This is a genomic window from Sphingobium yanoikuyae, from assembly GCF_034424525.1.
GTDB lineage: Bacteria > Pseudomonadota > Alphaproteobacteria > Sphingomonadales > Sphingomonadaceae > Sphingobium > Sphingobium yanoikuyae.
The window spans coordinates 2149144-2172175 of record NZ_CP139979.1 but is presented as its reverse complement, the minus strand read 5'-3'; the positions used below and the strand labels follow the sequence as shown (position 1 = coordinate 2172175).

Annotated in this window: 17 protein-coding genes and 1 tRNA gene; 7 read left to right on the top strand and 11 right to left on the bottom strand. The window is 64.6% G+C overall.

Annotated elements, in window-relative coordinates:
* Positions 1 to 49: 49 nt before the first annotated feature.
* The 3 genes from U0025_RS09940 to hslV all read right to left on the bottom strand — a co-directional run bounded on the left by U0025_RS09940 (position 50) and on the right by hslV (position 4169).
* Positions 50 to 2173, bottom strand: coding sequence for a S9 family peptidase (locus U0025_RS09940; protein ID WP_004207216.1), 2124 nt, complete (start codon positions 2171 to 2173; stop codon positions 50 to 52).
* A gap of 110 nt (positions 2174 to 2283) precedes the next feature.
* Positions 2284 to 3585 (bottom strand): ATP-dependent protease ATPase subunit HslU, encoded by a 1302-nt coding sequence (gene hslU, locus U0025_RS09935; RefSeq protein ID WP_004207215.1) that lies wholly within the window; start codon positions 3583 to 3585, stop codon positions 2284 to 2286.
* A gap of 17 nt (positions 3586 to 3602) precedes the next feature.
* On the bottom strand, positions 3603 to 4169 hold the full coding sequence (hslV, locus tag U0025_RS09930) for an ATP-dependent protease subunit HslV (protein WP_004207214.1): 567 nt from the start codon (positions 4167 to 4169) through the stop codon (positions 3603 to 3605).
* Positions 4170 to 4352: 183 nt separating this feature from the next.
* Here hslV and U0025_RS09925 point away from each other — a divergent pair, with 183 nt between their 5' ends.
* Positions 4353 to 4538, top strand: coding sequence for a hypothetical protein (locus U0025_RS09925; RefSeq protein ID WP_004207213.1), 186 nt, complete (start codon positions 4353 to 4355; stop codon positions 4536 to 4538).
* Between the two features lie 49 nt (positions 4539 to 4587).
* Here the strand turns inward: U0025_RS09925 and U0025_RS09920 are convergent, their stop codons facing one another.
* A complete protein-coding gene (locus U0025_RS09920) occupies positions 4588 to 4716 on the bottom strand; it encodes an entericidin A/B family lipoprotein (RefSeq protein ID WP_004207212.1) in 129 nt (42 codons plus the stop codon).
* 142 nt (positions 4717 to 4858) lie between these two features.
* Here U0025_RS09920 and U0025_RS09915 point away from each other — a divergent pair.
* A tRNA-Val gene (locus tag U0025_RS09915) sits at positions 4859 to 4933 on the top strand.
* Here the strand turns inward: U0025_RS09915 and U0025_RS09910 are convergent.
* From U0025_RS09910 to U0025_RS09895, 4 genes are read right to left on the bottom strand one after another with little or no spacing between them, the layout of a single operon-like run.
* Entirely contained in the window at positions 4904 to 5095 is a 192-nt protein-coding gene (locus U0025_RS09910) for a hypothetical protein (RefSeq protein WP_139278775.1), read from the bottom strand. The two genes, U0025_RS09915 and U0025_RS09910, sit on opposite strands and share 30 nt — an antisense overlap.
* A gap of 9 nt (positions 5096 to 5104) precedes the next feature.
* Positions 5105 to 6358: a DUF3526 domain-containing protein gene (locus tag U0025_RS09905; protein ID WP_004207211.1), complete on the bottom strand. Its 1254-nt coding sequence runs from the start codon at positions 6356 to 6358 to the stop codon at positions 5105 to 5107.
* A complete protein-coding gene (locus U0025_RS09900; protein ID WP_004207210.1) occupies positions 6355 to 7797 on the bottom strand; it encodes an ABC transporter permease in 1443 nt (480 codons plus the stop codon). The genes U0025_RS09905 and U0025_RS09900 overlap by 4 nt, the downstream gene beginning before the upstream one ends.
* Positions 7794 to 8531: an ABC transporter ATP-binding protein gene (locus U0025_RS09895; protein WP_004207209.1), complete on the bottom strand. Its 738-nt coding sequence runs from the start codon at positions 8529 to 8531 to the stop codon at positions 7794 to 7796. The genes U0025_RS09900 and U0025_RS09895 overlap by 4 nt, the downstream gene beginning before the upstream one ends.
* A 153-nt stretch (positions 8532 to 8684) precedes the next feature.
* Between U0025_RS09895 and U0025_RS09890 the strand changes: the two genes are divergently transcribed.
* Entirely contained in the window at positions 8685 to 10889 is a 2205-nt protein-coding gene (locus tag U0025_RS09890; protein WP_004207208.1) for a TonB-dependent siderophore receptor, read from the top strand.
* 17 nt (positions 10890 to 10906) lie between these two features.
* Positions 10907 to 12715, top strand: coding sequence for a M14 family metallopeptidase (locus U0025_RS09885; RefSeq protein WP_004207206.1), 1809 nt, complete (start codon positions 10907 to 10909; stop codon positions 12713 to 12715).
* Positions 12716 to 12758: 43 nt separating this feature from the next.
* On the opposite strand, the gene U0025_RS09880 is transcribed toward U0025_RS09885, so the two are convergent.
* From U0025_RS09880 to U0025_RS09870, 3 genes are all read right to left on the bottom strand, one after another.
* Positions 12759 to 14870, bottom strand: coding sequence for a TonB-dependent receptor (locus U0025_RS09880; RefSeq protein ID WP_004207205.1), 2112 nt, complete (start codon positions 14868 to 14870; stop codon positions 12759 to 12761).
* 149 nt (positions 14871 to 15019) lie between these two features.
* Positions 15020 to 16336, bottom strand: a complete 1317-nt coding sequence (locus U0025_RS09875; protein ID WP_004207204.1) for a sigma-54-dependent transcriptional regulator — start codon at positions 16334 to 16336, stop codon at positions 15020 to 15022.
* The gene (locus U0025_RS09870; RefSeq protein WP_004207203.1) at positions 16333 to 18090 is read right to left on the bottom strand and encodes a sensor histidine kinase; all 1758 of its coding nucleotides are present in this window, start codon (positions 18088 to 18090) and stop codon (positions 16333 to 16335) included. Before U0025_RS09870 ends, U0025_RS09875 begins: the two co-directional genes overlap by 4 nt.
* Before the next feature lie 256 nt (positions 18091 to 18346).
* Between U0025_RS09870 and U0025_RS09865 the strand changes: the two genes are divergently transcribed.
* From U0025_RS09865 to mqo, 3 genes are all read left to right on the top strand, one after another.
* Positions 18347 to 19687 carry a dicarboxylate/amino acid:cation symporter gene (locus U0025_RS09865; protein WP_004207202.1) on the top strand — a complete coding sequence of 447 codons (1341 nt, stop codon included), beginning with the start codon at positions 18347 to 18349 and terminating at the stop codon, positions 19685 to 19687.
* A 12-nt stretch (positions 19688 to 19699) separates the two neighbouring features.
* Complete coding sequence (locus tag U0025_RS09860) at positions 19700 to 21181, top strand: alginate export family protein (RefSeq protein WP_004207200.1); 1482 nt, start codon at positions 19700 to 19702, stop codon at positions 21179 to 21181.
* A 96-nt stretch (positions 21182 to 21277) separates the two neighbouring features.
* Entirely contained in the window at positions 21278 to 23002 is a 1725-nt protein-coding gene (mqo, locus tag U0025_RS09855) for a malate dehydrogenase (quinone) (protein WP_004207199.1), read from the top strand.
* The last annotated feature ends 30 nt before the right edge of the window (positions 23003 to 23032 follow it).

The following is a 23032-nucleotide window of genomic DNA, read 5'->3' as shown; positions in this document are numbered from 1 at the left end:
CGCGGCAGACCCACCCCCGGCCCCTCCCTGGAAGGGAGGGGAGCAAGCTTTACTCCACCCCCAATTGCTCCAGCGCAAAGGCGCTATATTCCGCCTGGTCGCGATAGCGGCGGAAGCGGCCCGACTTGCCACCATGGCCGGCCTCCATGTTGATGCGGAAGACCAGCGGGTTGCTGTCGGTCTTGGTCGCGCGCAGCTTGGCCACCCATTTGGTCGGCTCATAATATTGGACCTGGCTGTCCCATAGCCCCGTGCCGACGAACAGGCTGGGATAGGCCTTCGCCTCGACATGATCGTAGGGCGAATAAGCCAGCATTACATCATACCAGGATTTCTGCTCGGGATTGCCCCACTCGTCATATTCGCCGGTGGTGAGCGGGATGGTCGGGTCGAGCATGGTGGTCACGACATCCACGAACGGCACCTGCGCGATGATGACCCTGTAATCCTGCGGCGCCATGTTCGCGACCGCGCCCATCAGCAGGCCGCCGGCGCTGCCGCCCATCGCGGCGACACGGCCCTTCTTCGCATAGCCCTGATCCACCAGCGCGCGGGTCACGTCGATGAAGTCGGTGAAGCTGTTCATCTTGTTCTTGAGATGGCCGTCATCATACCATTGGCGACCCATTTCCTGGCCGCCGCGAATATGGGCGATGGCATAGGCGACACCGCGATCGAGCAGGCTGGGGAGCAACGGCGAAAAGGCCGGGTCGGTCGAATAGCCATAGCTGCCATAGGCATATTGGTAGAGCGGGGCGCTGCCGTCTTTTTTGAAGCCCTTGGCGTAGATGAGCGAGACTGGCACCTTCGTCCCGTCGCGCGCGGTTGCCCAGACCCGTTCGGTCACATATTTGGCGGGGTCATAGCCCTTAACCTCCTGAACCTTCAGTATCTTGCGTTCGCCCGTGTCGACATTCACCTCATAGGTGGTTTCGGGCGTGCGCAGGCTGTCATAGGTGTAGCGGACCCAGGGCGTGCCGCTTTCGGCATTGACGTCCAGCGCCATGGCATAGGCGGGCTCGTCGGCATTGACGAAGCTGCTCTTGCCGGCCTTGGTCAGCAGGCGCAGGCGCTTATTGCCTTCGGAGCGTTCCTCGATCGCGAGGAAACTGTCGAAGGGCTGGAAATTCTCGATGAAGACGTTGGCGCTGGTCGGCACGATGTCCGTCCAGGCGGCGCGGCCCTTGGCGGCATCGGCGTCCGATATGGTCATCAGCCGGTAATTGGGCGCCTGCCAGTTGGTGCGGATCGTCCATTGCCCACCGACATTGTCGCTGCTGTAGAGGAAGTCGCGTTCCCGCGGCGCGAGCGGCGTGAAGCTTGCCGGATTGGCAGAAGGCGCGCAGCGCTCCTCATTGCTAACGGTCGATTGCAGGACGATGCAGATGAACTTGTCCGACGTCGTCTTCTTGAGGCCCATGTAGAAGCTATCGTCCTTCTCCTCATAGACCAGCCGATCGGCGCCGACAGGCGTTCCCAGCACATGCGCCTTCACCCGCTTGCCGAGCAGGGTGGTCGGGTCTTTCTCGACATAGAAGATCGTCTTGCTGTCATCGGCCCAGGCGAAATCAGGTTCGGCATTGGGGATTTCGTCGCTCAGTAGCTTGCCGTCAGCGAGTCCCTTGACCCGGATCACATATTGGCGGCGGCCGACCAGATCCTCTGCATAGGCGAGCAGCCTGTCGTCGGGGCTGACTTCCTTGCCGCCGATCGCGAAATAGCCCTTGCCCGCACCCATCCTGGGCTCGTCGAGCAATATCTGCTCGGGCGCGTCCATGCTGCCCTTGCGCCGGGCGACGATGGGATAGTCGCCGCCGGTCTCGAAGCGGCTATAATACCAGTATCCCTTCTTGCGATAGGGAACGCTGCTGTCGTCCTGTTTGATGCGGCCGGTGATTTCGGCGTAGAGCTTGTCCTGCAACGGCTTGGTCGGCGCCAGCAGCGCGTCGGCATAGGCATTTTCGGCCGCCAGATAGGCGAGCATCTCGGGGTTCTTGCGGCTGTCGTCGCGCAACCAATAATAGGGGTCCTGCCGCGTCGCGCCGAAGGGCGCCTTCACCTCATGCGGCTTCCTGGCCGCGATGGGTGGTTTGGGGGCGGTCTGCGCCTGGGCGGTGGTGGACAGTGCGGCAATGCTGAGGCTCGCCAAGAGCCAGGCCGAAGTGCGGATCATATTCCCTCCCTGCGAATCGCATGGCGGAGGCTGACATGATGGCGGGCAGGGGGAAAGATTCCGGGCCGGCCAAAAGCAATGGCCGGCCCGGATTTAAGCTATGCGCTCAGTTACAGCACATATTTGCTGAGGTCGGTGTCATGGGCGACCGCCGACAATTGCTTGTCGACATAGGCCTGATCAATCACCAGCGTCTCGCCGCGGCGATCCTCCGCCTCGAAGCTCACATCCTCCAGCAGCTTTTCCATGACCGTCTGCAGGCGGCGAGCGCCGATATTTTCGACCTCGCTATTCACCTCGGCGGCGATCTTCGCGACCGCGCGGATGCCCTCCGGGGTCAGGTCGATCGTCACTTCCTCGGTCGCCAGCAGCGCGCGATATTGCGCAACAAGGCTGGCCTTGGTGTCGGACAGGATCGCGACAAAATCCTCCTCGGTCAGCGCCTTCAATTCCACGCGGATCGGCAGGCGGCCCTGAAGCTCGGGCAGCAGGTCGCTGGGCTTGGCCACATGGAAGGCGCCCGACGCGATGAAGAGAATATGGTCGGTCTTGAGCGGGCCATATTTGGTCGAAACGGTCGTGCCCTCGATCAGCGGCAGCAGGTCGCGCTGCACGCCTTCACGGCTGACCGACCCGCCGCGCACGTCGCTGACGGCGATCTTGTCGATCTCGTCGAGGAAGACGATGCCATTCTGCTCGGCGCTGGTGATGGCGACGCGGGCGACATCGTCCTGGTCGAGGCGCTTGTCCTGCTCTTCCTCCACCAGCTTGTCCCAGGCGTCGGCGACGCGCATCTTGCGGCGCTTCTTCTGCTGCTGGCCGAACGCCTTGGACATCATGTCGCTGAGGTTGATCATGCCGACCTGGCCGCCCATGCCGGGAATTTCCATCGGCATCGACGGGGTGTCGGCGACTTCCACCTCCACTTCGACATCGTTCATCTGGTTGCCCTCGATCTTCTGGCGGAAGGAGAGGCGGGTGGCTTCGCTGGCATCCTTGCCGGTCAGTGCATCGAGCAGGCGGGCCATGGCGGCTTCCGACGCGGCTTCGCGCACGGCTTCGCGGCGGCGGTCCTTCTCCAGCCGCACCGCTTCCTCGACCAGATCACGGACGATCTGTTCCACGTCGCGACCGACATAGCCGACCTCGGTGAACTTGGTGGCTTCGACTTTGACGAAGGGGGCGTCGGCCAGCTTCGCCAGGCGACGGCTGATCTCGGTCTTGCCGCAGCCCGTCGGCCCGATCATCAGGATATTCTTGGGCGTCACCTCATCGCGCAAGTCGGCGGGCAGGTGCTGGCGGCGCCAGCGGTTGCGCAGCGCGACGGCGACGGCGCGCTTGGCATCATGCTGGCCGATGATATGCGCGTCGAGCGCGGCGACGATGGCTTTGGGGGTCAGATTGTCGTTCATGGTCTTTTCTTGAAATCTCAGGCTGCGCTGTCGAGCGTTTCGATGGTGAGCTGGTCGTTGGTGTAGACGCAGATATCCGCCGCCACACCCATCGCCTTGCGGGCGAGGGTTTCGGCATCTTCCTCATATTCCACCAGCGCGCGGGCGGCGGCGAGGGCATAATTGCCGCCCGAGCCGATCGCGGCGACGCCGCCCAAAGGCTCGAGCACGTCGCCATTGCCGGTCAGGATCAGGGTCACGTCCTTGTCCGCGACAATCATCATCGCTTCCAGGTTGCGGAGATATTTGTCGGTGCGCCAGTCCTTGGCGAGTTCGACGGCGGCGCGCATCAACTGGCCATTATGGCGTTCCAGCTTGGCTTCGAGCCGCTCGAACAAAGTGAAGGCGTCGGCGGTGGCGCCGGCGAAGCCGCCGATGACGCTGCCGTCATGCAGGCGGCGTACCTTGCGCGCATTGGGCTTCATCACGGTCTGGCCCATGGAAACCTGGCCATCGCCGGCGACGACGACCTTTCCATTCTTGCGGACCGACATGATGGTGGTGCCATGCCAGACCGGCATGGACGAGCGGTTATGGTCATTCATGACCCCGCATATGGGAGCGGCAGTCAAGCGCTGCAAGCGTCTATGTAGAAACACGAGGCCGCCGCCGAAACGTGCGATTTGCGGGACGATTTCTGACTGTCGGTTAAGGAACCAATGTCGATGAATTGACATTGTGCAACGCAGCAATCATTGTCGGTCGTCCCAAATGGAGGGAAGCTACTCATGACTCTCAAGGCCAGAGCACAAGAAAAGGTCGAGCGCGCGGGTATTGCCAACTATTCGTTCGACCAGGATGTTCTGGTGATGTGTGGCGTGCGCTATGCGATCGAGGCGTGCGAATGCGGCGAGCCGGATTGCGACGGTGTGCGGCTGCGCAAGAAGTCGGCCTTTCCACGCATCCTGCAATGATGCAGGGCGGCAGGACGCCGCCCCGTCTCCGTTAACAGTGTCTCCGCTATCAGTGAATGACTTCCTTGCCGGCAGTGCCGACCGATTCGATGTCGCGGCCGACGCCCTGCACCGTGTTGCAGGCGGCGAGCGCGGACAGGAGCATGGAGGCAAGGACGAGAGCGACGGTCTGACGCATGGATGATGCACTTTCTGATCTATGTTGGTCGGGCCTGTATAATGCGGCCAAACGCGCTGGACAGAGATAATTTCCAAAAAGCTGCAAGGCGGCGCTTGACAGGTCAGGCATCGGATGCGAAAGGCCGCCTCCTCCTTACAGGGGGCGCGTAGCTCAGCGGTAGAGCACACCCTTCACACGGGTGGGGTCACAGGTTCAATCCCTGTCGCGCCCACCATGATTTCAGCGATTTGCGTTGGAACATGGTCGGAGATTTCAGCATCGATAGATGATCGTCGCGGGCACAGGCTTGCCCTCGCACCTCTGTATTCATCCGGAAATCGATGGTCGTCGCCGAGGATGAAGCGAAGCGGGCAATTTCGCCTGCATCCCCGGCCATCACGGCCTCTCACATATCGTCGAAGCGCGGGGCGCCTTCGAAATCGGCCTGCCCGAACGGCTTGTCGGTGAAAAGATAGGCATAATAATAATTGCGCAACCTGGCATGGAAGGCGCGGATGCGGTCCTGATAGGCCAGTTGCGCCTGCATGTCGGTGTCGGCGAGGCGGGCGAGCAGCGCCTGTACGCCGACTGAGGGCAGCAGCCAGCCGACCGAACGGGCGGCGGCGTCGCGCGCCTCGATCCCCTGGCGATAGGCAGTCGCCTTGGGCGCGACGCTTTCATCGCCGACCTGGTGGAAGGCGAAATACCATTTCCAGTGGAATGCGTGGCCTAACGGCGGGCTGTCCTTCCATTCGGGATGGCCGGCATAGAAGGCCCGCATCGTCTGTTCGCGGGGAATGTCCCAGGCGCGGTTGACCGCCTCGCGCTGGGCGAGCGTCAGTTCCACGCCCTGGCCGACCGGGATGGCGCGATTGATCGCGACATGGGCGATGGTCGGCAGCAGCAGGGTGAGCAGCAGCCACAGGCCGGCGAGCGTCGCGGCATTGGTGACCGAACTCCAGCGCAGCCGCCCTACCAGCAGCGTGACGCCGATCCAGAAGGCGAGATAGAGGGCGACCAGGCCGAGTACCGCGAGCAGCGGGAGAAGCTTCACATGCGAGAGGATTGCGCCGATGGTGACAGGCAGGGCGAGCGCGAGGAACAGCAGGCCGCCACGCAGCAGCACGCGCCGCGCCCAGAGATGCCGTCCCGATCCTGCGAGCGCATCGAGCATGCGCAGCCGCCCGGCTTCCCGCTCGCCCGAGACGAGGTCGTGGAACAGGGCAATCACGAACAAAGGCGTCAGATAGACGAGCACGAAGGCGAAATCGAAACGACCAGGCAGGGCCAGTTCGGGATTGAACGCCTCGCCATCGTAAAGCTGCGCCTCCAGCCCCAGCGCGCGGACACGCAGGATGTAGGGCGTGACGTCCCGCAGGCCGAGCGCCACGAAGGCGAGCGGCGCGGGCGCATCCCAGGTGGCATGGAAGCTGTAATAGGCGGCATTGCCGGGATCCTGCGTCTTGCCGGCCCATTGCACGACGGCCGCGATATCCTGTGCCTGTTTCGGCTGGATGCGGGCGATGACGGCGCGCTGTCGGGCGACTTCGGCCATGCCGGCGGCGACCGAGGCGATGGCGAGCAGGGCGACCAGCAGCAGCGCCAGCAGCGCCATGCGCGAGCGCAGCAGCAGGCGCAGTTCATGGGTGAGGAGGGTCATGGGCGGGCTTTCTGAAGATGGCGGGCGACGGGCAGCAGCGCCAGCAGCGCGAGTGCCAGCCAGGCGAGCAGCAGGCCCAGGCCGGGCAGGCTGGCCGTCACCAGGTCGCCGGCGGTCGGCGCGATGAAGCGGAATTGCGGGATTGCCTGCCAATGGTCGGCGGAGATGCGCTTGCGCTGGTCGGCGCCGGCATCCTTGGCCTTGTCATCGGCATAGCTGACGGCATCGGCCTGCAACTGGTTCAGATGCTGGACCATGGTGTAGCGATAGGATTCGGCCTGGGCGAGGAAGCGGCGATGGCCGGCCAGATCGGTGCCCGCCGCCGCCATCGACAAGCGACGCAGCGCGATGGCTGGGCTGATGATGCCGAAGCCATCGGTCAGCCGGCTCTGCGCCTGCTGGGTCGCGAAGCTGCGATCGGCATAGGTGTCGAACAGGCGCGATGTCAGCTTTTCGCCCTCTACCGCGAGCAGACCGTTATAATTGACCGGCAGATCCTCCACCTTGTCGACGCCATAGCGGCGCAGCACCTTCTGCTTGAAGGCGTTGAAGAAGGGATCGTCGGGATTATGCGCGTCGCCAAGGCGATGCAGATCCTGCTGGATGGCGATGTCGGTTTCCAGGCGGGTGGGCAGGCCATGGGCCTGCGCCGCGATGTCGGGTGCCACGCGCGGCAGCAGGATGACCAGCACCGCCCAGAGCGCGAGCAGCGCGAGCAGTGCGTCGCGCCCGCGCCTTACCAGCGCGGAGACGAGGATGACGATGATCGACCAGAGCGCCAGATAGGCGCCATAGCCAAGTGCGATCACCGCCATCGGCCCGGCCAGCGCGCCCGGTTGCCCAGCAATCAGCAGGAAGGCGATGAGCGCGGGCAGGCCGACCAGCGCGGCGACCATGGCCAGCGCCAGCAGCTTGCCCATGACGAGCGCGCGGGCGGACACACCCTGCACCAGCATCTGGCGCAGCGTGCCGCGTTCGCGTTCGCGCGCGACCGTGCCATAGCCAAGGAAGATCAGCAGCAGCGGCGCAATCACCTGCAGTACGAAGGCCGGGGTGAGCTGGCCGAAGCGGACCAGCAGCGAGGATTGGCGGACATCGCCGAAATTGGCGCTGTTCTGGCGATGCCCTTCCAGGAAGATGCTGTTGCCGGTGAACGCATCGACGCCGGGATCGAAGGCGGCGAGCGGTGGCAGCGGGCGGAAGATGAAATTGCCGAAATGGACCATGCGATGGGGGTGGCGGTCGGGCTGCGCCTCGAACGCCTCGGCGGCCTGGGCCTGGAACCGGGCGCGGGTTTCGGCGATGCCGCTCTGGTGCGACCAACTGATGAGGGCGGCGGCGAGCGTCAGCAGGACGAGTAGCGCGAAGGCGATGACGGCGACGCGGTTTCGCCGCATCAGCCGCAATTCGTCGCGCGCGATCAGGGTGATGGCGCTCATGCGGTGACAGCCTCCCGCGCGAACTTGCGGTGCAGGTCGCGCACGTCAAAGCGGTCCGTGCCTTGCGCCGATGCCTCGTCGACGATCCGGCCGGATTCGAGGAAGCCGATCCGGTCGGCAATGTCGGCGGCCGACAGCAGGTCGTGGGTAACCATCAGCACGGCCGCGCCCTTGCGCGCGACATCATGGACCAGTCGGTTGAAGTCGGCGGTCGCGCGCGGATCAAGGCCGGAAGAGGGTTCGTCGAGCAGCAATACCGGCACCTCGCGCAGCAGGGCGATGGCGATCGCCACCTTCTGCCGCATCCCCTTGGAAAAGCCGCCGAGCCGCTTGTCCCAGGCCGATGCCTGCAGGCCCGTCGCCTCGAACGCGCCGTCAATCTCCTGCAAGGCCGGGTGGCGGCCGGCCAGTGCCAGCAGATAGGCGGCATTTTCGCGCGCTGTCAGATGCTCGTAAAGGGCGACATTCTCGGGGACATAGGCGATCTGCTCGCGCGCCTTGTCGGGCTGCTCCGCCGGGTCATGACCGGCCACCAGCACGGTGCCGCTGTCGGGCCGGGCAAAGCCCAGCAGGGTCGACATGGTGGTCGACTTGCCCGCGCCATTGCCGCCGAGCAGCGCATAGATTTCGCCGGCATCGACATGCAGGGTCAGGCCGCGCAGCACAGGCTGGCTGCCATAGGACAGGTTGACGTCGGACAATATTATGGGCTGGCCGGTGGCGGTCAGGGACATGGGGGCAAGGCTCCTTGGCTGTTGCGCCGGACCATTTCGGCGATGCAGCAATCTGTCAATGAAATAATATAACATTTCCATTGACGGGTGCGACGGGCCTATCCTAGGGGCGACGGCGAATGAGATTTCGTCTCATTTCATTCAGGGGAAAATATGTCGATCCAGTTCCTGCCGCGCGCCTGCGCTGCGCCCGTCCGTTCCCGTCGCTTCCATCACATCGCCCGCGCGCTGCCGCTGGCCGCCGTCCTGGCCTGGCTTCCAGCCCAGGCGCAGACCGGCGACGCGGTTCATCATGTGCCGGAGGGCGAGGGTGCCATCACGGTCGACGGCGTGCGCCAGGCCTATCGCGGGGATTTCTCCGTGAAGGAAATTCCCCAGGCGAGCACCGAGATCGACGCGGAGACGCTGCAGCAGAATAATATCCTGCGCCTGACCGACGCGCTGGACATGAATGCCTCGGTCGCGCGCCAGAATACGCTGGGCGGGCTGTGGGACAGTTTCGCCATTCGCGGCTTTGCCGGAGATGAAAATCTGCCGAGCGGCTACCTGGTCAATGGCTTCAACGCCGGGCGCGGCTTTGGCGGCCAGCGCGACGTGGCCGGGATCGAGCGGGTCGAGGTGCTGAAAGGGCCGGCGGCGGCGCTGATCGGGCGCGGCGAGCCGGGCGGCACGATCAACCTCGTCACCAAGCAGGCCGAAATCGGCCGGACCTTCGGCAGCGGATCGCTGCAATATGGCAGCTATGACCGGTTCCGCGCCGACGCCGACGCCAATCTGGCGCTGACCGACGGCATCACCGCGCGGCTGATCGGCTATTATGAGAAGGGCGACACCTTCCGCGACTATGTGTCGCAAAAGCGCTGGGGCTTCCTGCCCTCGATCGGCGTTGCGCTGGGCGATCGGACGCGCCTGACCTATGATTTCGAATGGACCCGCGTGGAAGTCCCGTTTGATCGCGGCATCGTCGTCCTGAACAATGATTTCGACACCGTGCCGCGCTCGCGCTTCTTGGGCGAGCCGGGCGATGGCGACACGGTGGCGCGCGCCACCGGCCACCAGTTGCGGCTCGACCATCAGTTCAATGATGACTGGAGCCTGCTGGTCGGGGCCAGCCATCGCGACACGCTGCTGACCGGTTTTTCGTCCGACGCGGAGCAGACCGCGTCGCGTCAGAAACTCTATGTCGACGGCCATTCCCTGTCGCGCCAGCGCCACTCGCGTCGCTATGATGCGGAACATAGCGTGATCCGCGCCGAAGTTGCCGGCAAGTTCGAGACCGGATCGCTGCGCCATCGGGTGCTGATCGGCGGCGATTTCGACCAGTTCGAATATGATAATTATTTCACGCGCTTCCGCCCGCCAGCTGTCAGTACCAACCCCAGTGACCAGGCCGGCTATGTCATCGACATCGACAATCCGGTCTATGGCCAATATCCGCTGCCTGCGACGTCGGTGCTGACAAATCGTCTGGATACCCAGCGCAGCTTTGGCTTCTATGTGCAGGACCAGATCGAACTGACCGAACGGCTCCAGATCCGCATCGGCGGCCGTTATGACAATCTGACGCTGAAGGTCGATAATCGCACCCTTCCGGAGGCCAACCGTTACAACAGCCGCAAATATGAGCGGTTCAGCCCGCAGGCCGGCATCGTCTATGACCTCAGCGATCCGATCACCCTCTATGCCGCTTATGGCCAGGGCTATCGCGCCAATGTCGGCGCGGATTTCTTCAACAATATCTTCGACCCGGAAACGAGTGAGTCGATCGAGGCTGGCGTCAAGCTGACCGCGCTCGGCGGCGCGCTGACCGGCACCCTGTCCGTCTATCAGCTGACTAAGGATAATGTGCTGGCCAGCGACAATAATAATCCCGGCTTTTCCGTTGCGATCGGCAAGGCGCGCAGTCGTGGCATCGAACTGGACGTGAACGGCCATCTGCCCGGCGACATCGATGTCCTGCTGAGCTACGCCTATACCGATGCCGAAGCGCGGGAGGCGGTGAACGATCCCAATTTCGCCACCCAGATCCTGCCGGGGGACAGGCTGATCAACATTCCCGATCACAATCTCAACATCCAGGTTGCCAAGCATTTCGAACTGGCCGGGCGCGGGGCGCAACTGGGCGCGGGCATGCAATATGTCGGCGAACGGCTGGGCGAGACGGGCACGGACTTCACCCTGCCGTCGCACACCCTGTTCCGCCTGTTCGGCAGCGTCGATGTGATCGAGGGTGTCGAGCTGTTCGGGACGATCAGCAACCTGTTTGACGAGACATGGTATGCCAGCAGCTACAGCTCCGTCTGGGTGCAGCCGGGCACGCCGCGCACCGCCACCGTCGGCGTGCGCGCCCGCTTCTGAGCCGGAAGGATAGAGAGATGAGCAAGACGATGACGCGCCTTCTGGGCGCCGCCGCTTTCTGTGTCGCGGGCACCGCCATCGCGCAGCCGCCGACTGAGGCGCCGCTGCCGGGGCTGCCCGCTTCGGTGCTACCGCCAACGCTGCCCTGGTCCGGCGCCAGCGAGAAGCTGGTCGTCGGCAAGGATGATCCCTGGATCACGCCGGCCGAGCAGGCAGGTTTTTCCATCACGCCGCGCTATGCCGAGGTTACGGCGTGGTTGAAGCGCTTGGACGCCGCTTCGCCCCTCATCAGCCTCGAAACCTTCGGCCGCACCGGCGAAGGGCGCGACATGCTGCTCGTCCGCGCCAGCAAGGGCGGGCCAGGCAAGCCGGTCGTGTTGGTGCAGGCGGGCATCCATGCGGGCGAGATTGACGGCAAGGATGCCGGCCTGATGCTGCTGCGCGACATCGCGCTGCGCGGCAAGGACAGCCTGCTCGACAAGGTCGATCTGGTGTTCGTGCCGGTCTATAATATCGACGGGCATGAGAAGATGAGCCGCTGGAACTTCCCGGCGCTGCGCGGCCCGGCGGAGAAGGGCTATGTCGGCAATAGCCGCAACATCAACCTGAACCGCGACTATGCAAAAGCGGACGCGCCCGAAAGCCGGGCGATGATCGGCCTGCTGCGCCGGCTGGACCCGATCCTCTATGTCGATTGCCATGTCAGCGACGGTTTCGACATGCAATATGACATCACATTCACCTATGCCGGCTGGGGCCGCTATGCCTATCATCGCGCCACCGCCGACTGGCTGCAGGGCCGTTTCGGACCGAGCGTGACGGCGGCGCTGGAAAAGGCCGGGCATGTCCCCACCATCTATCCCAGCCCGATCGATACCCGCGAGCCGACCAAGGGTATTCGCCAGGCGCCCGAAGGACCGCGCTATTCGACCGGCTATGGCGATTTCATCGGCGTTCCGACCGTGCTGGTCGAAAACCATATGATGAAGCCCTATCGCCAGCGGGTGCTGGGCACCTATGTCCTGCTGGAGGCGGCGCTTAAACTGGCCGGACAGGATGCCGGAGCGATTGCGCAGGCGAAGGCCAGCGACCGGGCATCGCGCCCCGCCGAAATGCTGACCCGGTGGAAACCCGCTGCGCAGCCGATCGGCTGGGTCGAACGGTTCAAGGGCATCGCCTTCGACACCTATGTCTCACCAGCGAGCGGACGCAGGGAACAGAAATGGCTGGGTCGCCCCGTCGACTGGCGGATGCCGATCATCGGCCAGGAACCGGTCGAGACGGTGCGCCTGCCGAGGGCCTGGTGGATACCGGCCGGGCAGGCTGAGGTAATCGACCGGCTGACGCTGCACGGCATCCGCTATGAGGTGCTGGACGCGCCGCGCACGCTGACGCTCGATCGGGCGCGGCTGGTCGACCCACAATCGATGCCGGTGCGCGACGCGCGTATCCCGCTGGACACGAAGTTGCGGCACGAAGCCGTGACCGAAACGCTGCCCGTCGGTACGGTGCGGGTGCAGGCCGACCAGCCGCTCGGCCTGCTGGCGGCCGCGCTGCTGGAGCCGGAAAGCCAGGACAGTTTCCTTGCCTGGGGCTTCTTCCCGGAGATATTGGCGGCGCCTTCCGGGGCAGAGGATTTTGTCCGGGCGCCGATCGCCGAGGCGCTGCTGGCCGCTGATGCGCAGCTTCGCGCAGAGTTCGAGGCGAAACTGGCCGCTGATGCTACATTTGCGGCCGATGGCGACGCGCGGCTCGACTGGCTGTCGGCCCGGCTGCCCGATCGCAGCCCCTATCATCATCTCTATCCTGTGCTCAGGGAGAATTGAGCCCGATGAACCGGGGCGGTCGACCCGCCCCGGTTCTTCCAAATCAGAAGCTGACCCGCGCGGTCACGCGGATGTCGCGGCCAGTGAGCGGGGCATAGTCCTTGAGGAAGGACGAGGCCCGGCGAGCGACCACATCGAAGATGTTGTTGGCCGACAGGGCGAAGCTGAGCGGACGTTCCTTGCCCCACGGGCGAACATTCAGCTCGGCATTGACCATGGTGTAGCCGGGCGTCGTGGTCTCGAACTCGGCGACCCGGTCCTGCTTGCTGACACGCTCGACTTCGCCGCGCAGGTCGAACTTGGTCGCCTGATAGGCTAGGCCACCGAGCAGACGGAGCGGAGGAATGCGCGGCGCCGGCCCGACGCTCTTCACATTGGCATGGACATAGTCGGCCAAGCCATCAGCGACGATCTTGCCGTCGCCCAGCTTGGCCAGGGTCAGCGATCCTTGCACCTCGAAGCCATAATAGCGGGCGTCCGCCTGGTTGAACGCATAGACGGGCAGGCCATCTTCTTCCTCGCCGGTCAGATCCTCATAGATGAAGTTCGAGAACCAGGTGTGATAGGCCGACGCCTCGAAGCTGTAATTGTCGCCGCTGCCGCGCAGGATCGCTTCGACGCTGTTGGCCTTTTCCAGGTTGAAGTCGGGATTGCCGACCTCATAGGCCTGGGTGCCGGCATGGGGGCCGTTGGCGAACAATTCTTCAGCCGCCGGCGCGCGTTCGGTATGCGACAGATTGAGGCCGATGCGCCAGCTGTCGGTCAGGCCATAGGAGGCGCCGACCGAGCCGGAGAAGGCGTCGAAGCTGCGTTGGCCGGTGAAGAACTGCTCCTGATCCTCCAGCGGATTGGCGGTCAGGCTGGTATGTTCGTAGCGGCCACCCAGCTCGAACTTGAGCGCGCCATAATCGAGCTGCTGCAGGGTGAAGACGCCGACCTGCGTGGTCGAATTCTTCGGCAGGAAGGCTTCCTCGCCGATCACGTTGAAGTCGCGATTGAACAGTTGCACCCCGGTCGCGCCGCGCCAGGCGCCATGCTTGGCCTGGGTCAGTTCCAGCCTGGCTTCCATGCCCTTGCTGAAGAAGGCGGTGCCGACCGAGCCATCTTCCTCCAGTTCGGCATGGGTATAGTCCGCATAGCCCAGGCGCAGCGAAACCTTGTCCAGTACATTGCCGTCGCCATTCACTTCGGCGCGCAGGTTGACGCTGTCCTGCTTCATGCTGAGGCGCGGGGCTTCCTGTTCGTCGCCCGGCTGGGTCGCGAAGCGGATCGGCACGCCATAGAGGCTGTCATAATGGTCGTAGGAAATGCCGATATTGCCGGTGTCGCCGATATAGGCGATGCCACCGCCGGCGGTCCAGGTCTTGGCCGCCGAATTGGGCAGCTTGCCCTTGACCGCGGCATTGCCGGCGAAGTCGATCGCTTCCTCGCTGTCGTCGGCGGGGAGCAGGCTCGATGCCAGCGCCTGATCGCGCAGGGCAGGGGTGAGGGCATGGCCGCCGATGCGGACATCGTCGTTCTTGAGATAGCTGCCATCGGCATGGGCGACCCAGCCGCCCGATAGCGGCACGTCGACCGAGGCCGCGCCCGAACGCTCGTCCGCGGCCGAGCCATAGGTGCCGATCGCATCGACATGGACCGGCTCATCCGGGATGGCCGTGGGGATACGCTTGTCGATGACGTTGACGACGCCGCCGATCGCCGACGATCCGTAGAGCAGCGACTGCGGCCCGCGCAGCACCTCGATCCGTTCGGCAAGCAGCGGATTGACGACGACCGCATGATCGACCGAGGTGTTGGACACGTCGACGGTCGACAGGCTGTTGGTCAGCATCTTGACGCGTTCGCCCTGCAGGCCGCGCAGGACCGGGCGCGAGGCGCTGGGGCCGAAGGAGGTGGCGGATACGCCCGGCTGATGTTCCAGCGTCTCGCCGATCGACGGGCGGATCGCCTGGGTCAGATCCTTGCCTTCGACCACGGCGACACTGGACAGCATGTCCTGGCGACGGGTCGGCAATATGCCGGTGACGATGATGTCGGAACGGGCCGCCTGATGATAGCCGTCGGCGGCGTCATCCGATGCGGTTTGCGCATGGGCGGCTGTCGAAACGCCGAGAACGGCAAGCGCGCAGCCGGCGAGAAACTGGAATTGCATGGACTTGGATCCCCCGAGGTGGATGGAGCGACATTATTCTGACCTCCACGCCCTGCTCGGTCGCGCTGGAGGCTGTCTTGCGTCTCTAAAAACATGCCCATGATGTTACAACATATCAAACATTACATTTCTGTCATGTGGCTGGTGCCCTATCCATCCAGCCCGCGCAGCTTCCGCAGGTCGATGCCCAGCCGCCGGACCCGATAATAGAAGGTCTTGCGCGGCAGGCCGAGGCGCTCGATGGCCTGGCCCATGTCGCCACCGGTCGCCTGGATCGCCTCGATGATCGCCATGCGCTCGAACGCATCCATGCGCGCGTCGAGCGGCAGCGTCGCGCCATCGGCAACCGGTTCCTGCTCCAGACCCAGTGCCAGCCGTTCGGCCAGCCGCCCCAGTTCATGGACGTTGCCGGGCCAGTCATGGTCCAGCAGATGGGCCAGCACCGCGCGGCTGACCGGCGGCACCGCGCGGCGAAAGCGACGGGCGGCGGCATCGAGCAGATGGGCGAAGATCAGCGGAATATCCTCGCGCCGTTCGCGCAGCGGCGGGATGTGCAGCCGCACCGCCGCCAGCCGATAGAGCAGGGCCGGCTGGATCGTCGCCGCCTGGCCCTGCTGCGTCATGCAGCCGATCACGCGCAGGTCCACCGGCTGGGGTTCGCGCGCGCCGACCGGGCGGACCAGTCGATCCTCCAGAAACTGGATCAGATGCGCCTGGAGCGCCGGGCCGGACTGGTCGACATCGTCGAGGAACAAGGTGCCCTGATGCGCGCGGGCCAGCCGGCCTTCGAGCGGCGCGCGTCCGGCCAGGCTTTCGCCATGCAGGCTGGTCTCGGCGATCGTATCGGGCACGGCGGCGCAGGCGATGCTGACGAACTGGGCGCTGGCGCGGCGGCTGCGCTGATGGATCATGCGCGCGACCAGTTCCTTGCCGGTGCCGGTCTCGCCCTCGACCAATATGTCGATATTGGTGTCGGCCAATGTCGCCACCATGTCGCGCAGCCGCTCGATCGCCGGGGAATGACCAATCAGCGGGGAGGCGACGGCGGTATCGACCATTGCGCGCAGGCGACGATTCTCGATCACTAGCAGCCTTTTCTCGCTCGCCCGCGCGACCGACGCCAGCAACGCGTCGGGATCAAAGGGCTTGGTCAGGAAGTCCCAGGCGCCGGCCTTGAGCGCATCCACCGCCATCGGCACATCGCCATGGCCGGTGACCAGGATCACCGGCAGTTCCGCGTCGCGGGCATGGAGCGCCCGGAACAGGTCGATGCCCGACATATGCGGCATCCGGACGTCGCTGACCACCACGCCGGGAAAGTCCGCATCGATCGCCGTCAGCGCATCGGCAGCGCGGGCGAAGGCGCGAACATCATGGCCTGCCAGCGTCAGCGTCTGCGCCATGGCGGCGCGCAAATCATCATCATCGTCGACCAGGGCGATCGGACGCGGGGGCATGTCGGTCATGCGCGTTGCAGCCTCAGCTGGAAATGGGCGCCGACTTCACTGGGCAGCAGGCGCAGCGACCCGCCCATGTCGGCCATGATGTCGCTGGCGATGACGAGGCCGAGCCCGAGGCCCGACGGGCGGCTGGTGACGAAGGGGGTGAAAAGCTGGCCCTGCACCGACGGATCGATGCCCGGCCCATTGTCGATCACCGACAACAGCACCGTCTCCGCATCGAGCGCGACCGACAGGCGGATGGCGGGCGCGGCCACGCCCTCCAGCGCTTCGAGCGCATTTTGCAGCAGGTTGACCAGCACCTGTTCCAGCCGGATCGTGTCGGCCATCACGCGCAGATCGGCAGGCAGGTCGGGCAGGTGCAGGTCGACCCGCGCCAGCCGCGATTTGAGGATCAGCACGCTGCCCTCGATCGGCCCGGCCAGCGGAATGGCGTCGATCGCGCCGGTCGCCTTGCGTGAGAAACCGCGCAGTTCGGCCGTGACCTTGCCGATCCGGTCGGTCAGCCGTTCGATCGCCGCCATATTCTCGGCCGCCGCCTCGGCATCGCCGCGCTCGATCAACAGTCGGCCATTGGCGGCATAGCTGCGGATTGCGGCGACGGGCTGGGCGGTTTCATGCGCGATGCCGGCGGTGATCTGGCCCAGCGATGCCAGGCGATTGGCCTGGCGCAACCCTTCGCGCAGCGTGTCGGCGCGTGTCTCGCTGGCGGCGCGTTCCTCCATCTCGCGACGAAGTTCGCGGGTGCGGGCGGTGACCATCGCCTCCAGTTCGCTGGTGCGGGCGGCGGCCATGGCGGCCCGTTCGGCGCGGCGATGGGCGCGTTCGCGCAATATCCAGATACCGCCCGCGAGCAGCAGCAGCAGCAAGAGGGTCGCCAGCCGCACCGTGCGCACGAAGCTTTCCACGCCATGCAGCGGCGTCAGCATGTTGAGCTGCCAGCCCGGTTCGCCGGCCGCGACCGATTGCCACAGCAGGCGGCGGCGCGGTTCGTCGGCGGGGCTGACGATCTGCCGGCCATCGGCATCGCCCATGCCCCTGAGCGGCACCGGCAGCAGCGAGCCGCGGCCGGACTGCAATTCGGCGCGGAAGCGCTGCTTGGCCTGCGCCGACAACGGATGGATGGTGGTGAAGCGCCAGTCGGGGCGGCTGGTAATCAGGATGATGCCCTCGCGACTGGTGATGAAGGTGATCTCGCCGAGCCGCGCCCACTGCTGCTCGATCCCGTCAAATTCCAGCTTCACCACGACATAGCCGCCGCCGCGCGATCGCCGCGACAGATACATGCCGGGCCGTTCGCTGATCGTGCCGAGGGCGAATTGCGCGCCCGATCCATGCGCGGCGGCGAGCTTGAAATAATTGCGGAAGGAATAGTCCTGGCCGACAAAGCTGCGCTCGCTGCCCCAGTTGCTCGATGCGACGGTGCGCCCGGATGCATCGAGCACATAGATTTGCGCCGCGCCGGTGGTGCGGGCGAGCGCCTGCAGCTTGCGGTCTAGTGCGCGCAGCGCGGTCTGCGATCCGGTGAGGCCGGCGACCAGGTCGCTGTCGTCGGACAGGGCGATGGGCAACAGCCGGAACCGCTCGATCTCGCTCTTGAGATAGGCCTGGCGCAGGATCGCGGCACCGCGCGTTTCCGCGCTCAGCCGGGCAATGGCATTGCGCTCGGCAACCTCGCCCGACAGCCAGAGCAGACCGCCGGCCACGCCCAGGAACAGGGCGATCCACAGGATGCGATTCGGGAAGCGGGCGCTGTCCATAGCCCTGCATATCGCGCCGGCAGGCTATGTGCAAATTTTGGCACATCACGTGATATTGGTGAGCAATTATATGCACTAAATGAACTGGCCGCAGGCATGGAAATCGTATCAATATATTGAATTATAATGATTTAATTTCATTCCTCCTGCAATTTGTCGCGCATGGCTGACGGCTCGATACTGGTCCCCTCAATTCCCGACCCGCCCAACCAAGAAGGCGGGAAGGCTTTTGGCGAGGGCCAGAAAGACAACTGTCATGCAGATTTCCGATTTCTCCGACGCGCCGGTCGCCCGGCGTCCCTGGTATCTCCATCTCTATGCGCAGGTGCTGCTGGCGATCATCGCTGGCGTGGCGCTCGGCCATTTCGCGCCGCATCTGGGGGAGGCGATGAAGCCGGTCGGCGACGCCTTCATCAAGGCGGTGAAGATGGTCATCGCCCCGGTCATTTTCCTGACGATCGTCACCGGCATCGCCGGCATGCGCGACATTGCCAGCGTCGGCCGGGTCGCGGGCAAGGCCTTCGCCTATTTCCTCTTCTTCTCCACCCTGGCGCTGGTCGTCGGCATGATCGTCGCCAATGTGGTGCGGCCGGGCGCGGGCCTCGACATCGACCCCGCCACGCTCGACGCCAGCAAGGTCAGCGAATATGCGGAAAAGGCGCATGACAGCACGCTGACGGGCTTCCTGACCGGCATCATCCCCGACAGTTTCCTGTCCGCCTTCGTCAGCGGCAATATCCTGCAGGTGCTGTTCGTCGCGATCCTGTTCGGGGTCGCGCTGGCGCTGATCGGCGATCGCGGTGCGCGCGTGCTCGACCTGCTCGAAGATGTCTCGACCGCCGTGTTCAAGCTGGTCGCCATCGTCATGAAGGCCGCGCCCATCGGTGCGTTCGGCGCCATGGCCTTCACCATCGGCAAATATGGCGTCGGCACGCTCGCCAATCTCGCCTTCCTGGTCGGCACTTTCTACCTCACTTCGGCGCTGTTCGTGGTCGTGATCCTGGGTCTGGTCGCCCGTGCCGCCGGTTTCTCGATCTTCGGCCTGATCCGTTACCTGAAGACCGAATTGCTGCTGGTGCTGGGCACCTCCTCGTCGGAAAGCGCGCTGCCGGCCCTGATCGAGAAGATGGAGCGGGCCGGCTGCCCCAAGTCGATCGTCGGGCTGGTCGTGCCGACCGGCTACAGCTTCAACCTCGACGGCACCAATATCTACATGACGCTGGCCGCGCTCTTCATCGCGCAGGCTACCGGTGTCGACCTGTCGATCGGCGACCAGATCCTGTTGCTGGGCGTCGCTATGCTCTCGTCCAAGGGCGCGGCGGGCGTGACCGGTGCCGGCTTCATCACGCTGGCGGCAACCCTCTCCATCGTCCCCTCCGTGCCCGTCGCCGGCATGGCCCTGATCCTGGGCGTCGACCGCTTCATGAGCGAATGCCGCAGCCTCACCAACTTCATCGGCAATGCGGTGGCGACGATCGTCGTATCGCGCTGGGAAGGGAAGCTGGACCGGACGCAGTTGCAGGCCGCGATGCGGGGCGAGGGCGGGGTGCCGTCCCCGACGGCCCCGGCGCTCGCCAGCGCCGTACCGGCGGAATGAGGCGCAGCCACCATGGTTCGTTTCTCCTGCGCGGCTACGCGCCGCCCCGTCGCCGTCTCCGCTCTGACCCTGGCCACCTTGCTCGTCACGCCTGCATGGGCCGACGACATGCCCGCTGAACCCGCCAGCCTCTATCCCGCCGATGCCGTCGGCGAAGGATCGGTGTCGGGCGGCTATGCCCTGTCGCGCTGGGCGGAGGACTGGCGCGGCAAGGCCGATCCGGCGCAGCGCGACGACCTGTTCGATCGCCTCAAATATCTGCCGCTCGACGATGACGGTGACATCTATCTGACGCTCAGCGGCGAGGCGCGGGTGCGGGTCAATTACACGACCAACCTCAACCTGCGGAACGCCGGCAGCCAGCGGCAGGACATCAACCGGCTGGTCGGCGGCGCCGACCTGCATGTCGGGCCGCATCTGCGCTTCTATGGCGAAATCGCCCATGGCGGCATGTCCGGTGACAATATCGGCACGCCGTCGGGATCGCTGCGCAATGATCTGGTGCTGCTCCAGTCCTTCGCCGAACTGAAGGGCCGGGTTGCGGGCATGGACCTGGGCCTGCGCTATGGGCGGCAGGAATTTACCGACGGTCCCAATCTGCTGACGTCGCAGCGCGACAATAATACGATCCGCTATGCGCTGAACGGCGTGCGGGCCTGGGCACGGACGGGATCGCTGCGCATCGACGCCTTCGACTTCAAGCCGACCGCGCTGGGCAATGGTGGCATCGACGATGACAAGGTCGAGCAGGGGCGGCGCTTTTCCGGCTTCACCACCGGCATCCGGATTCCGGAAACGGCGCTGGGCGGATCGGAACTCTATCTCGATCCCTTTTTCTGGCGGTTGCGCACCAGTGAAGCGCTGTGGGGCGGCGTAACCGGCCGGGTTGAGCGTTTCTATGCCGGCGCGCGCCTGTGGGGGGAGGTTGGCCCGGTCAATCTCGACTGGACCGTCAACCACCAGTTCGGCGATTTCGACGGGCGCGATATCAGCGCCTGGCAGCTGTTCTTCAACCAGAGCTACAAATTGCCGGGCGACCTGCCGATGGGGCCGCGCATCGGCTTCCACGCCGATTATGCGAGCGGCGGCGGCACGTTCGAGGGCGGTACGCTGAAGGCCGCCTATGCCCCCTTCGGCAATAATATCTATTACAGCTACCAGCTGTGCATGACGCCGACCAACCTCAAGACGCTGGCGCCCAGCCTGACCCTGTCGCCGCTCAAGGGCGTGAAGGCGACGATGGAATATCAGTTCGCCTGGCGCGCCGATGAAAATGATGCGGTCTATCGCGCCAACAAGTCGATCTTCGCCGGCACCCAATCGGTTCCCGGCCACAAGATCGGCGAATCGATCCGCGCACAGATCACATGGTCGATCACGCCGCGCCTGTCCTTTGTCGGGCGCTACGAGCATCTGGATGCGGGACCGGTGCTCAGCCGTGCCGGCTATGGCAACAGCGACTATCTGGCCGGCTGGCTGAGCTTCCGCTTCTGAGGATGATGGGGTGGTGCGCATGACCTGACGGACAAGATTGGCGAACGCGCATCCGGCCGCCCGGCCCCTTTCCACGCAGATTTGGAACCCACGATCATGACATCCTCCTCCAGTCCGGCGGCACCGCGCCGCCGGCCCCTGTTCAAGAAGATCCTCCTTACCCTCGCCATCCTCCTCCTGGTGCTGGCGATCGCCGCCACCGCCTTCCTGTTCCGTCCGATGGCCTCGCCCGCCTGCAAGGCGGCCGCCAATGACAAGCCGGTCGATGTGCTGGTGATCGGCGGCGGCATCATGGGCGTGACGCTGGCCACCTATCTCCAGGAAATGGAGCCGGACTGGCGGATCGACATCTATGAGCGGATGGGCAAGGTCGCGCAGGAAAGCTCCAATGGCTGGAACAATGCCGGCACCGGCCATTCGGGCTTTGCCGAGCTGAACTATACGCCGGAAAAGGACGACGGATCGATCGCGACCGAAAAGGCCGTGGACATCGCCGAGCAGTTCGAGATTTCGCGCCAGTTCTGGTCGCATGAGGTCAAGCAGGGCCGCCTGCCCAAGCCGACCGACTTCATCAACCCGACGCCGCATATGAGCTTCGTCTGGGGTGACGACAATATCGCCTATCTGCACAAGCGCCGCGATGCGCTGGTCAAGAACCCGCTTTTCTACGGCATGCAATATTCGCAGGATCCGGCACAGATCCGCCGCTGGGCGCCGCTGGTGATGGAGGGGCGCGACCCGAAGCAGAAGGTGGCGGCGACGTTCATGCCGCTCGGCACCGATGTCAATTTCGGTGTCATCACCACCCAGTTGACCCATGCGCTGACCCGCAATCCCAATTTCAACCTGCAGCTTGGCCATGAGGTGCGCGGCCTGCATCAGAATGCGGACAAGACGTGGAACGTCACCGTCCATGACCTCAAGAAGAACAGCGACGCCGTGGTGAAGGCGAAGTTCGTCTTCATCGGCGCGGGCGGGGCCTCGCTCAAGCTGCTGCAGATGTCGGGCATTCCGGAATCGAAAAACTATGCCGGCTTCCCGGTCGGCGGCCAGTTCCTGGCGTTCGAGGGGCCGGCCGCGACCAGCCGTCACAATGTGAAGGTCTATGGCAAGGCGGAGGCCGGATCGCCGCCCATGTCGGTGCCGCATCTTGACGCGCGCAAGCTCGACGGCAAGTCGGTCACCCTGTTCGGTCCCTTCGCACTCCAGAGCACGAAATTCCTGAAAAATGGCTCGCCGCTCGATCTGTTCGCCTCCATCTACAAGAATAATGTCGGCGGCATGATGAAGGTCGGCGCGGAAAATCTGGATCTGGTCCGCTATCTGGCGCAGCAGGCGACGCTGACCGATGCCCAGCGCCAGGCCGAACTGGTCAAATATTATCCCAATGCCAAGCGCGGCGACTGGAAGCTGATCACCGCCGGCCAGCGCGTGCAGGTGATCAAATATGATCCCAAGAAGGGCACGGTGCTTCAGTTCGGGACCGAGATCGTCACCGACAAGGATGCCAGTATCGCCGCGCTGCTGGGCGCCTCGCCTGGCGCTTCCACCTCGCCGGCGATCATGCTGGAAGTGATGCGCCGCGCCTTCCCGCAGCAGATGGCGACCAGCTGGAAGCCCAAGGTGGCGGCGATGGTGCCTTCCTATGGTCAGAAGCTCAATGCCAGTCCGGATCTCACCAACCGCATCCGTCGCATGACCAGCCAGACGTTGGGCCTGCCCTATGTCGAGGTGCCGGCGAGCCTCAATGGTGCGATGCCCGATGCCGGCGCCAAATTGCCGGCGAAGCGCAACCTCAATTCGGAACAGCAGGCGCTGTAACGACCGGACAGGGGAGGGGCTGGCGCGCGA